The sequence below is a fragment of the Acinetobacter bouvetii genome, from assembly GCF_902753875.1.
Lineage (GTDB): Bacteria > Pseudomonadota > Gammaproteobacteria > Pseudomonadales > Moraxellaceae > Acinetobacter > Acinetobacter bouvetii_A.
Genome location: NZ_CADDTS010000028.1, coordinates 44688 through 56610 on the forward strand (window position 1 = coordinate 44688; position 11923 = coordinate 56610).

At 41.4% G+C, this 11923-nt stretch carries 11 protein-coding genes and 1 pseudogene; 5 read left to right on the plus strand and 7 right to left on the minus strand.

Annotation, left to right across the window (positions count from 1 at the left end):
* Positions 1-13: 13 nt before the first annotated feature.
* Positions 14-1234, minus strand: coding sequence for a chloramphenicol efflux transporter CxpE (cxpE, locus tag FB6_RS08525; RefSeq protein ID WP_174559596.1), 1221 nt, complete (start codon positions 1232-1234; stop codon positions 14-16).
* Between the two features lie 134 nt (positions 1235-1368).
* Between cxpE and purM the strand changes: the two genes are divergently transcribed.
* A complete protein-coding gene (gene purM, locus FB6_RS08530; protein ID WP_174559597.1) occupies positions 1369-2436 on the plus strand; it encodes a phosphoribosylformylglycinamidine cyclo-ligase in 1068 nt (355 codons plus the stop codon).
* A 9-nt stretch (positions 2437-2445) separates the two neighbouring features.
* Entirely contained in the window at positions 2446-3075 is a 630-nt protein-coding gene (purN, locus tag FB6_RS08535; protein ID WP_174559598.1) for a phosphoribosylglycinamide formyltransferase, read from the plus strand.
* 26 nt (positions 3076-3101) lie between these two features.
* Here the strand turns inward: purN and FB6_RS08540 are convergent, their stop codons facing one another.
* From FB6_RS08540 to sppA, 3 genes are all read right to left on the minus strand, one after another.
* A complete protein-coding gene (locus tag FB6_RS08540) occupies positions 3102-3671 on the minus strand; it encodes a shikimate kinase (protein ID WP_174559599.1) in 570 nt (189 codons plus the stop codon).
* 133 nt (positions 3672-3804) lie between these two features.
* Positions 3805-4599, minus strand: coding sequence for an alpha/beta fold hydrolase (locus FB6_RS08545; protein WP_174559600.1), 795 nt, complete (start codon positions 4597-4599; stop codon positions 3805-3807).
* Entirely contained in the window at positions 4596-5621 is a 1026-nt protein-coding gene (gene sppA, locus FB6_RS08550) for a signal peptide peptidase SppA (RefSeq protein WP_174559601.1), read from the minus strand. Before sppA ends, FB6_RS08545 begins: the two co-directional genes overlap by 4 nt.
* Positions 5622-5750: 129 nt before the next feature.
* On the opposite strand from sppA, the gene FB6_RS08555 reads away from it, so the two are divergent.
* Positions 5751-6713, plus strand: a complete 963-nt coding sequence (locus FB6_RS08555; RefSeq protein ID WP_174559602.1) for a lysophospholipid acyltransferase family protein — start codon at positions 5751-5753, stop codon at positions 6711-6713.
* On the opposite strand, the gene FB6_RS08560 is transcribed toward FB6_RS08555, so the two are convergent.
* From FB6_RS08560 to FB6_RS08570, 3 genes are all read right to left on the minus strand, one after another.
* Complete coding sequence (locus tag FB6_RS08560; RefSeq protein ID WP_174559603.1) at positions 6710-9136, minus strand: DNA internalization-related competence protein ComEC/Rec2; 2427 nt, start codon at positions 9134-9136, stop codon at positions 6710-6712. The two genes, FB6_RS08555 and FB6_RS08560, sit on opposite strands and share 4 nt — an antisense overlap.
* 85 nt (positions 9137-9221) lie before the next feature.
* Positions 9222-9905, minus strand: coding sequence for a lipoprotein-releasing ABC transporter ATP-binding protein LolD (lolD, locus tag FB6_RS08565; protein WP_174559604.1), 684 nt, complete (start codon positions 9903-9905; stop codon positions 9222-9224).
* Entirely contained in the window at positions 9898-11133 is a 1236-nt protein-coding gene (locus tag FB6_RS08570) for a lipoprotein-releasing ABC transporter permease subunit (RefSeq protein ID WP_174559605.1), read from the minus strand. The genes lolD and FB6_RS08570 overlap by 8 nt, the downstream gene beginning before the upstream one ends.
* Before the next feature lie 23 nt (positions 11134-11156).
* On the opposite strand from FB6_RS08570, the gene FB6_RS08575 reads away from it, so the two are divergent.
* Entirely contained in the window at positions 11157-11726 is a 570-nt protein-coding gene (locus FB6_RS08575; RefSeq protein ID WP_174559606.1) for a PilZ domain-containing protein, read from the plus strand.
* A 98-nt stretch (positions 11727-11824) separates the two neighbouring features.
* Positions 11825-11923, plus strand: a pseudogene (locus tag FB6_RS08580) (IS982 family transposase); the annotation flags it as partial.

Genomic DNA, 11923 nt, shown 5'->3' on the forward strand with positions numbered 1-11923 from the left:
ATGCTGTTTAACCTTAGGGTTCTTTATTATCTATTATTTCAATCTTACTCGATTTTTCAGCATCTTGCAGATTTTTTGCTGTTCGATTTTTTATCTCAATATCCACATCTACTTCATCACTTTCAATTGAAACAAGACCTAATCCCGCATTCTGCACAACCACTGGAGACTGCCCATACATATGACTTTTTTCGTAACATTCACGTGCATGACGCAACAGCACCACAATGATTGCTGCAACAGGCAAGGCAATTAACATACCTAAAAAACCTGCAAGTTGTGCACCTGCCAATACGGCAAAAACTACTGCAACAGGTGATAAACCAATTTTATCCCCCAGCAAGAAAGGCTGCAGAATATATCCTTCCACTGCCTGCCCCACCATGAAAACCACTCCGACCAATGCCAGATGTGTCCAGTCCAGTCCAAACTGAAATAATGCAGCAATCACAGCGGCAATAATCCCAACAGCAAAACCTAAATAGGGAATAATACTGGCCAAACCCGCAATCATGCCAATAATCAATCCCACTTCCAGTCCAATCAGCTGCAATCCTACCGCATAGACTACGCCCAGCAAAAACATCACCAAAAATTGACCTTTGACAAAAGCACCTAACACGCTATGACATTCGCCTACAATATTTAAGGTCGTGTTTTCATAGGGACGCGGAATAAGACGACGCAGACTGTCCAGCATCCGATCCCAATCCAGCAGAAAATAGAATGCAATGATTGGGATTAATACAATTGTTCCACCAATCTGAATAAAATTAAGACCCGATTGTGCTACTTTTAAAACAACTGCCTGAATACTGTCTACGCTATAGTTGGTCTGTATATAGTCCATAATGGCTGTAGACATCTGCTCTGTGTCTATCTCCATTGGAGCCAGATTAAAGGTGTGTGACAACCAAGGTAAAAAAGTATAGTTAACCCAGTGTATCCCAGCAGGAATACTGGTTTTGGCATACATCAGCTGCTTCCAGACCAATGGAACCAGATACCACATGGCCAAGGTCAGAATCACACCAATACCAATAAAAACCAGACTGATTGATAACCAGCGCGGTAAACCTATCCTGGAAATTTTATCCACTAGTGGACTAAACAGGTAGGCTATTAAAAATGCCCCTATAAAAGGTAGTACTACCGGTTTAAGCAGATACAAAACCCAAAGGATTAATGCGAATGCAGCAACCATAAAAATACGACGTAAGGTTCGGTCGGCCATAGAAACTCGCCTTTTTTCGGTTTATTTGTTCTAGACAGTAAAATATTTTAATAAAGATAGCATTTTAGCGGATAAATAACATAAGAGTTTCGTATATTCGGGTATAATCGCGGCGCGAATGCGGAGACTTCATTATGAGCAACTCAACTTCCCCTAACACTGGTTTAAGCTATAAAGATGCGGGTGTCGACATTGAAGCGGGCGACGCACTAGTCGATCGTATCAAATCTGTCGCAAAACGTACTTCTCGTCCTGAAGTAATGGGCGGACTAGGCGGCTTCGGCGCACTTTGTAAAATCCCTAAAGGTTATGAAGAACCTGTTCTCGTATCAGGCACGGACGGTGTTGGTACAAAATTACGTTTGGCACTCAATTTGAACCGTCATGACACAATTGGTCAGGACTTGGTGGCAATGTGTGTCAACGATCTTCTTGTATGTGGTGCTGAACCATTATTCTTCCTCGATTACTATGCAACTGGTCACTTAAATGTAGACGTTGCTGCAAATGTAGTGACTGGAATTGGTCAAGGTTGTGAGCTTGCAGGCTGTGCACTCGTAGGTGGTGAAACTGCTGAAATGCCGGGCATGTATGAAGGCGAAGACTACGATCTTGCAGGTTTCTGTGTAGGTGTTGTTGAGCAAAGTAAAATCATTGATGGTTCTAAAGTTAAAGCCGGTGACGTTTTAGTCGGTGTTGCATCTTCTGGCGCACACTCCAACGGTTATTCACTGCTCCGTAAGATTTTAGACGTGAAAAACGTAGACTTGACTCAAATTGTGGATGGTCGCCCACTTGCTGACACAGCAATGGAACCAACACGTATCTATGTCAAACCTATTCTTCAGTTATTGAAAGAAGTTGACGTTCACGCAATGGCTCATATTACTGGCGGCGGTTTACCAGGGAACCTTCCTCGCGTACTTCCAAACGGTGCTCAAGCGGTTGTGAATGAAGCTTCTTGGGAATGGCCTGAACTGTTCAAACTGCTTCAAAAAGAAGGTGGTGTTGAGCAATTCGAAATGTACCGCACATTTAACTGTGGTGTAGGTATGGTTCTTGTGGTTGATGCTGCTGATGCTGACAAAACTGTTGAATTACTCAACAGCCTTGGCGAAAAAGCTTTCACTATGGGTCACATTGCAGACAATGCTGAATCCGTTGAAGGTGCTGACGAAAAGATTCGTGTCGTTTTCGCTTAAGCCATTCGTATGATTAAAATTGCTGTCCTTGTTTCAGGTAGTGGAAGTAACCTGCAAGCCCTGATTGATGCTCATCTTTCAGGGAATATTGTCGGGGTTATTTCCAACAAACCTGAAGCTTATGCATTGCAACGTGCTGAAAAAGCAGGTATTGCAACTGCAGTCATTGAACACAAACAATATCCTAACCGTGAAGCCTTTGATGATGTCATGCATCAGCAATTGCTCGATTGGGATGTTGATTTGGTGGTACTTGCAGGCTTTATGCGTATCTTGAGTGCTAAGTTTGTCAAAGCATGGGAAGGGAAAATGCTCAACATTCACCCTTCTTTATTGCCATATTACAAAGGTATGCATACTCATCAGCGTGTTTTAAACACCGGCGATGCTTTGCATGGCTGCACTGTTCATTATGTCACAGCAGAGTTAGATGCCGGTCAGGCTTTGGCTCAAGGCGTGCTGAAAGTCAATCAGCATGACAATGCTTCCAGTCTTGCCAATCGTGTGCATGGACTTGAACATGTCATTTACCCGCAAGTGGTGGAATGGATTTGTACAGGTACCATTCAGCATACTGAGCAAGGTGTGTTCTACCGCGGACAAGCGATGACTGAACCGGTTCAGTTCTGCAAGTTTTAACAGATTTTAAGCTATAAAAAACGCTTCTACGGAGGCGTTTTTTTATACTCATTTTTCAGTTTATGATTCATTATATTTTGGATTTTATTTACGACTATTTTCGTATCTTCATTCGTTAAAATTCTGCTACATGATAAATTCAAATATTGAATCAACCTTTTTCTAATTTTAAATTCTTCTTTTTCTTTATTAGTGATGAGATAGGAACGCTGCAATTGCCTTTCGACAATTAAATTTACACATGTTTCAAAATCAAACGATGGTAAGAGTAAAAAAGTCAGACTATCATTTTCTATCTGTTTCTTAATATGATGATAATTTGCAGAAATATCTTCTGGATAGGTCATAAATCCCGATGAACAAACCATAATCATTAATTTATCAGGATTAAAATTCTTTTTTAGACTCAAATAAATTTCAAGGTTTCTTTTTGCATAATTGATATAACCATTTCTATCAATATATTCAGAAATATCCCCCTCAATCTCCATAAAGACTTCATCTAAATCCATATAATCAATATAGATTTGTTTAGATAACATTTTTGCAGTCGTTGTTTTACCTGCCCCACCCGGACCTATAAAATGGATAAGCATTCTATCTACTCCATGTTATTAAAAGGGTGAACAGCACAATCTCAGACTATACATTGCAGATCGTTATTTTTCGAAAAACAACTCAGCTCTCTATAGCAAAAAACTGAATTGTTTTTGCGATGACTTTGTATATTTACTTTTGTATCAATTGTTTAATCAATCCCACTGTCTCCACCGGTTTTTCAAGTGGAAACATATGACTTCCCGGAACAACCGTATAAGGAATGCCAAACTTTTTCTTCGCCATTTGCGGAAAACCTCGTCCAATAAACGGACCTTTTTCAGCAATCAGCAGTTGCACGGGAACTTGAGGTTTTCGCTGTGGCAGCCACCACAAGGATGGATTGGTTCTGAAAATATTCACTTCATCCATTTTAGCGATGGTCAGTTCTACCCCACCCCGAACTTTGTCTTCCATTAATGCATGATCGATATAGGCCTGAAAGCAGTCGGCATCAAAATGCTGATAAAAACCTTTGGGACGCAACAGTTCCGCAGCCTGTTCGCGACTTTCCCAATGATCACGGCGGCGTAACGATAAAGCGGCCGGTGACATGCTATCTACCGCTTTCAGCTTCAAGGTTTTAGCCACATGCAGCGCCAGTGAATCTTTACCCATAATTAAGGGTGGATCAATCATCAGGACCTGTTCAAACAGTTCAGGACGTTTTAATGCGGCCTGAAAAGTCAATACTGAACCCAAAGAATGTCCCAGACCAATCACTTTGCGTCCACCCGCTTGGCGCACAATACTGTCAATCACTTGCTGGGTGAGGCTAGCCCAATGATTATCAATTGGATAGCGTTTATCTGGCCCCAATAAAGGCACAGAAATCACGTCATAGTCATCGCTGAGTAAATCAAACAGCTTTTGATAAACCTTTGAAGGCACGCCATTGGCGTGCGCAAAATGAATTAATGGTTTCATTGTAACTTCGTGGTATTTTCAGATTGAACTTGCTGGGTCAATGACGTTGCAAAACCCTGCCCCATGCTGCTGCCAATACGACCCAATACAGAATCGAAAGGATTGTATTCGATGGTATAGTTCACGGCTTTTTCGATTTTCAGTTCTCGTTTCAAGCTATTTAAACTACCAGTACGGTCAGCAATACCCAATTTCACCGCCTGTTCACCTGTCCAGAAAAGACCAGAGAAGATTGCCGGATCGTTGGATTTTAATTTTTTGCCACGACCTTGTTTAACGGCATTGATAAAGTGATCATGCACATTATCCAGCACCCCTTGAACATGGGCTTTTTGTGCAGCATCTACAGGCTGAGTCATCGACAAAATTGCCTTGTTTTCACCTGAAGTCATAGTGCGGTCTTCTACACCAAGTTTTTGCATCAGGCCATTCACGCCATAATTCGGCATGATCACACCAATCGAACCAACTAAGCTTGATGGGTTTACAATGATTTCATCGGCAGCTGAAGCAATATAATACGCACCTGAGGCACCAGTATCACCAATCACCGCATACAGTTTTTTATCCGCATGAGCTTTTTTCAGATATTGGATTTCTTGCCAGATTTCATCCGATTGAACCGGTGAACCTCCAGGCGAGTTAATATTTAAAACCACTGCCTTACTTTGTTTATTTTCAAAGGCTTTCTTTAAGGACTTAATGGTGTCATTACTATTGACGCTTTGTTTGTCCGCAGCAATCGTACCAATGATATCGACCACAGCGATATGCGAACTGGTCGTTGCCGTTGGATCGGTAGATGATGTGCTACAGCTTTTTGCCATTGCCACTAAAATAAACAGGATATAAGCAAAAGTCAGAAATTTAAAAAAGATTCCCCAACGACGCGCACGACGCTGTTCTTCTACGGAAGCTAAAACGGCTTTTTCTAAAATATGCCATTCTTTGCCAGTTATATTTTGTGAATTCTGTTGTGTATTTTGAATTTCATTTTCTGGTTTTGGTGGCCAATCGGACATGGAAAAATAATCCAATGATGAGTTAAATTGGGTTCATTATATACACTGAATGATACAAATCTGTCTAAACAATCTGTTTTCGCCTATAATATTTTTCTTTTTGACTGTTTTTTACATTGACGGTAGGCAATGACTGACACTACTCCAACAAATACGACATATCGATTACTGCAATTTGTAAGTCGACAACCTATTCAAATTTCAAGATTTATTGCCAGAGGATTAGCAGGTCTGGTCAATTTATTCAGAATATCAAAAACGTCAGCAACGATTCGTCTTAACCTTCAAATTGCATTAGCAGAATTAACTTCAGAACAGCATGAACAAATTATTCAACACGCTATTCGCAATGAACTGACCTCATATTTCGAATTTTTTAGCATTTGGGGTGCCAGCAATAAAAAAAATATTGACCGTATTCATTCAATCACTGGCAAAGAATTACTTCAAGATGCTCTGAAAGCTCCAGAAGGCTTGGTGTTAATTGTTCCGCATTTCGGCACATGGGAAATCATGAATGCTTATATCGCCCAATTTACCCAAATGACCATCCTGTATAAGCCTGTCAAAAATGAATCAGCCAATCAATTTGTACGTGCAGCGCGTAGCCGAGAACAAGCCCATCTGGTACCGACCGACGAGTCTGGTGTGCGACAAATTTTTAAAGCATTAAAACAAGGTGGCACCACGGTCATTTTGCCAGATCATACACCCAATGTCGGGGGAGAAATGATTCCGTATTTTGGGGTTCCTTTGGCCACCAGCAACTTAAGTGCCAAGCTGATTCAAAAGACCAAAGCCAAAGCCTTATTTTTATACGCAATACGCAATGAAGATCATGGTTTTGATATGCACATTGAAGCTATAGACGAACGTATTTACCAAGGCAATGCCAATGATGGTACAGCGGTGATTTTAGAGACCATTGAAGATCTGATCCGTCGGCATCCAGAACATTATCACTGGAGTTATAAGCGTTTTAAAGCCAATCCGGATTTAAATGATCTTTATAATTTAAACACCAAAGAAGCCTTAAAACGAGTTGCTGAAGTCCGTGCCAAAGCAAGCCATTCTGAGACTGAAATAGTTTAGTGCTTTAACCACTGTCTCGCATCACGTTGAACTTCGACGGATATCTGATGCTGCTTTTGGATAAAACGAATACTGCCCTGTTCGACCGTCGTCAGCAGCGGGATATTTAAATCCTTTAAACGTGACTGCAGCATTGTACTTGGATGTCCATATCGGTTATGAAAGCCTGCCGATGCAACTGCCAATTTCGGATGTAACTTTTTTAAAAAATAATACGCTGAACTATGCCGACTACCATGATGCCCCAGAACAAGAACATCCACTTTTAATTCAGGATAATCCTGCAAGATTTGATATTCAGTTTGCCAGCCTGCGTCTCCCATAAGCAAAAAATTTTGATAAGGCTGCGCATGCTTCAGTTGCAGATAAACCACACAGGACATTTCATTTTTCTCGGCGGGCGCATACACCAGATTTTCCGCCTTAGGGGATAGCACCGTCATTTTAACGCGATCACTCCATTGCCAGTTTAGCCCTTGCTGACAGTAATCAAACTGGCTGGAATCGGCAGTTTGAATTTTCTCATTGGAATAGACATGCTTGATGGGTAAATCCTGCCTGATCGATTCATATCCACCTTTATGATCCTGATCTAAATGGGTCAAAATCAGCTGATCCAGCTGGTTGACACCTTGCACCGATAAAAAAGGTAAAATGATTTGCTTACCAACACTAAACCGACTTTCATCATAGTTACCGCCCATGTCGATCATTAGTGTTTGGTCTTGGTCGCGTATAAAAATTGCCTGCCCCTGCCCGACATCCAGTACTGTGAGTTCAAACTCATTTTTACTGGCATCCAGAGTCATTAAAGGCATAAAACACAAGACTGACCAGACCTTAGGGACTACGCCACGCGGTAAAAACAGAATGATGAGTCCCAGAGTCAAACTCAGCCAGACCCAAATATTCATGGCAATCGGCTGTAAAGCAGGTTTAAATAGCCAATCTAAAAGTTGCAGTAACAGCAATAGGCCTGAAAGGCACAGATCATTGAGTTGAAAAACCACACTGCCCAAAGGCGCAAAAATTCCATAGCACAATGCCGCAATGATATCCAAAGGCACAATGATCAGACCAATCCACGGAATGGCAAACAAATTACTGAATGGTGTGATCCAGGCAATCTGTTTAAAGAAAATCAGCATCAAGGGAAAGAGCGCCAGAAATATTTTCCATTGTGATTCGATCAAAATTTTCAGTTGTGTTTTGAGCATTTGAGTTCGGGTTTGAATGGCTTGCTCCGAACTTTGCTGTTGTACGGTTTGATAAATCCGCAGCAGCACAAAACATGCGCCATAGGACAACCAGAACGCCGCCGATAAAATACTAAACGGATCAAAAATCAATAAAATGGATGCACTGAACAGCAAAATACTTAAAGGCTGAATCTTCTGTTTGAGTAGCACCAAGCTACTAATCAATACACTGCTCAGCAAGGTTCTTAAGGCGGGAATCTCAAAACCGACAAATGCACAATACAAGGCGACACAACTACAAAAAGGTAATATCAGTACATATTGTTTTGGCCATTTTAAATAGAGCTCTGGTCGATAACGGCAAATCAGCTGATGTAATCCCCAGCAGACCAGTACGGCAAAAATCAGTACGTGCGGTCCGGAAATGGCCAGTAAATGACTCATGCCAAAGCGCTGAAATAACTGTTCGATATCTGTGCTAAGTAAGCTTTTATCACCAGTCAACAAGGCCAGAAGCAAACCTTTATGCTTTAAAGGTGCATGATGAATAAAATCTCTCAGTGCCAAACGCTGTTGTTCTATGTAGAGCTGAATCTGATTCAGTACCGAATGTTGCTGTCTGACATAACGTCCATAACCTAAGGCATAAACTTGTTGTTCAGACAGTTTTTGCATGGAAGAAATTTGAAAATCTGCCATGATATTTTGCTGGATATACCATTGTTCAATATCAAAAACGCCCTCTGTTGCATAACTATGCGCTGGTAAAAGTTTTCCGTACAGCCGGTAATAATGTCCTAACTCCAGATGATCTTGTTGATTGGAATCAACTTCATTTCTTAATAAAGCCTGCCATTGCACCTCGTCTGCTTGCTGATTCAAAACCTGAATATTTTGTTTGATCGAATGCTCGGACAATTGATTCAGGTTTTTGACATAGGCAATCACTTCAACCTGTGCCATCTGCTGTTCACGCAACTGCAACCGTTCATGCAGTTGCTGATTCGCGTAGTGATGCCCCAGCGTTATTCCCAGACTGAATGCAAGACATAGCTGCACACATTTGAAATAGCCAGAAAGACGGTGTTTTAAAACCATCTTTTTAAAAAACAGCGACAGGGTAAAAAGACAAAGCAGAGGAATCAGTAATGACTGCAAGATCGGGAAAGTTTTTCCCATTGTCGCAATACCAATTATCCAGCCCAAACAGAGCAATTGAATCATTATTTTTATCAGTTTTTTTATTTTGGGCAATATTAAAGCCCACCATGGTGAGCTTCAATATTTTTTTCTATTTACCGATCAGTGTCTAATCATTGATCCAGACACCATCTTGCATATGCAAAATAGAATCGCCAGTTTGAGCCAGCTGTTCGTCATGGGTCACAATCAACATCGCCATATTGAACTCGCTACGCAACTCACTCAGCAATTCAAAAATTTTCACTGCTGTTTTACGGTCCAAGTTACCCGTCGGTTCATCAGCCAGCATCAGTTCAGGCTTGGCCACCAAAGCACGTGCCAAAGCGACACGCTGACGCTCACCACCCGATAACTCGCCGGGCTTATGGGTCATGCGGTGCGACAATCCGACACGATTTAACAAATATTCAGCCTGTTCTTTAGACTGCTTATAGTTGGTTCCGGCACGAAGCATCAGCGGCATGGCGACATTTTCCAACGCCGTAAACTCAGGCAAAAGATGATGGAACTGATAGACAAAACCCAAATGCTGATTACGCAAATAACCACGCTCAGCTTCGCCCAAAGTATCAAAGCGTTTGCCGTTTAAAAAGACCTCTCCTGCCGTTGGGCAGTCCAAACCACCCAAAACATGCAACAAGGTACTTTTACCGGAACCACTAGAACCGACAATTGAAACAAACTCACCTGCTTTGACTTGTAGCGACAAGTTTTTAATCACTTCGACCGTGGTCTTCCCATCAGTAAAACTTTTCGAGATATTTTTCGCTTCGAGGACAATATTACTCATAACGTAAAGCCTCTGCAGGTTGGGTTTTGGCAGCACGGAAAGCTGGATAGATGGTCGCCAGAAAACTTAATAATAAAGATAAGCCAACAATTACCACTACATCTTGCCAACGCAAATAAGAAGGCAAGTAATTGATAAAGTAGGCATCAAACAGGTTCAGACCAAATGTGGTATTCACCCAGCCAATTACATTACTGATACTAGAAGCAAAGATAATACCGAGAATTGCACCAGATACAGTACCAATCACCCCGATAATACTGCCTTGTACCATAAAGATCCGGGTAATGGTGGCAGGTGAAGCACCCAAGGTACGTAAAATAGCAATGTCAGATTTCTTGTCAGTAACCACCATCACCAGTGATGACACAATATTAAATGCAGCCACCAGTACGATCAGGAACAGTAACAAGCTCACCATGGCTTTTTCCATCTGAATCGCACTAAACAGATTACCGTGAGTAAAAGTCCAGTTTGAAGCATAGAAGTTGTTTGGCAAGTCTTTGACAATATCATCGGCCACTTCAGGAGCCCGGAAAATATCGTCCAGTTTTAAACGAACTCCTTGGGCACCATCCGGTAAGCGCAATAAAGTCGAGGCATCATTCAGGGCGATATAACCCATCATAGAATCCACTTCAGCCCCAATACTGAAAATACCGACAATTTTAAAACGCTTAAAGCGAGGCACTACACCTGCTGGAGATGGAGTAGCTTCAGGCAGAACCAAGGTAATATTATCGTTCAATCCTAAGCCAAGTGAGTCGGTCATTTGCTTACCTAGCACAATGCCAAATTCACCTTTTTTCAGGCTATCAATACTGCCTGCAATCATATGGTCTTGAATAATAGATACTTTCTTTTCATATTCAGGTTCAATACCTGTGACCATGATGCCAGCCACTTGCCCCTGTGCCGTCAGCATGCCCTGTAACTGTGTAAAAGGAGCTACACCCTTGACATGCTCATGCTGTTCAACTTTTTTTGCAAGTTCCGGCCAATTTGTTAAAATTTGTGTTGAAGAAACAGTAGCTTGAGGTATCATTCCCAGTACACGGTTTTTCAGTTCTCGGTCAAAGCCATTCATCACAGATAAGACTGTGATCAGTACAGCTACACCTAAGGTGAGACCGATCATTGAAACCAAAGCAATAAAAGAAATAAAGTGGTTGCTACGCCGCGCGCGAGTGTATCTCAACCCTATGTACAGCGAGATTGGTTTAAACATACCATTTAGTCCGAGGAATAATTATGGAAAATTTACAGCATCAAAGCGGCAACATGGAACGCCGCGTTATGTCACGTATCGATGCTGCCTTGCGAATCAATTATCAGATTATTTCTGATGATGTCGCATTGAATGACCCTTATGATCCTAACTTCGTGCTGCCCCGCTATTTTCTACTACTTGCAGAATTAGATCAATTTGATCATGCATTAAACTACGAATTAGAACAATTATCTGAAAAAGATCAACAAATTGCTCGAATCTTATCCTTATTCAACCAAAAGTTAAACCTGATCACCGGTTCTTTGTACGATGCAATTGTACAATCCATGTTACCAATTCCAGAGCATGTCAACTTTTCAGAAACCGGTTTCAGTTTCTTTAGCGATCGCCCAATTCAGGAAGGTACTTATGTACATGTAACCTTAAGCCATCCTGAAAATTTCTTTCATATTGCAGCGACTGCACAGGTGGTCTATAGCCGCGTCGAAGAAAATGGGAAATTCCGCACTGGAGCCTACTTTATTACCTTACATCCTCAAGACCGAGTTAAGTTGGCCGAATGTATAACTGTCAGCAAAAATAAAGATTAACTATTTAACCCGAATCGCGGATAAGAAAATGACTTGAAAAATAAGAGGACTAGAGCCATCAGTTGAGTTACCACACAAAACCTAAAGCCCTAGTCCTGATGTTCAATAGTACCGAATTATTCTGCGTAATTGATGATTTCTTTCTGAAATTTGAAGCAACTTATTGGAAATTTCTCAAACAAAGCCGTCATTCGTTA

What these genes read in the sequence shown, in the direction of transcription:
- cxpE (WP_174559596.1), bottom strand. Translation starts at nt 1,234, where the DNA reads ATGGCCGACCGAACCTTACGTCGTATTTTTATGGTTGCTGCATTCGCA.
- purM (WP_174559597.1), top strand. Translation starts at nt 1,369, where the DNA reads ATGAGCAACTCAACTTCCCCTAACACTGGTTTAAGCTATAAAGATGCG.
- purN (WP_174559598.1), top strand. Translation starts at nt 2,446, where the DNA reads ATGATTAAAATTGCTGTCCTTGTTTCAGGTAGTGGAAGTAACCTGCAA.
- FB6_RS08540 (WP_174559599.1), bottom strand. Translation starts at nt 3,671, where the DNA reads ATGCTTATCCATTTTATAGGTCCGGGTGGGGCAGGTAAAACAACGACT.
- FB6_RS08545 (WP_174559600.1), bottom strand. Translation starts at nt 4,599, where the DNA reads ATGAAACCATTAATTCATTTTGCGCACGCCAATGGCGTGCCTTCAAAG.
- sppA (WP_174559601.1), bottom strand. Translation starts at nt 5,621, where the DNA reads ATGTCCGATTGGCCACCAAAACCAGAAAATGAAATTCAAAATACACAA.
- FB6_RS08555 (WP_174559602.1), top strand. Translation starts at nt 5,751, where the DNA reads ATGACTGACACTACTCCAACAAATACGACATATCGATTACTGCAATTT.
- FB6_RS08560 (WP_174559603.1), bottom strand. Translation starts at nt 9,136, where the DNA reads ATGATTCAATTGCTCTGTTTGGGCTGGATAATTGGTATTGCGACAATG.
- lolD (WP_174559604.1), bottom strand. Translation starts at nt 9,905, where the DNA reads ATGAGTAATATTGTCCTCGAAGCGAAAAATATCTCGAAAAGTTTTACT.
- FB6_RS08570 (WP_174559605.1), bottom strand. Translation starts at nt 11,133, where the DNA reads ATGTTTAAACCAATCTCGCTGTACATAGGGTTGAGATACACTCGCGCG.
- FB6_RS08575 (WP_174559606.1), top strand. Translation starts at nt 11,157, where the DNA reads ATGGAAAATTTACAGCATCAAAGCGGCAACATGGAACGCCGCGTTATG.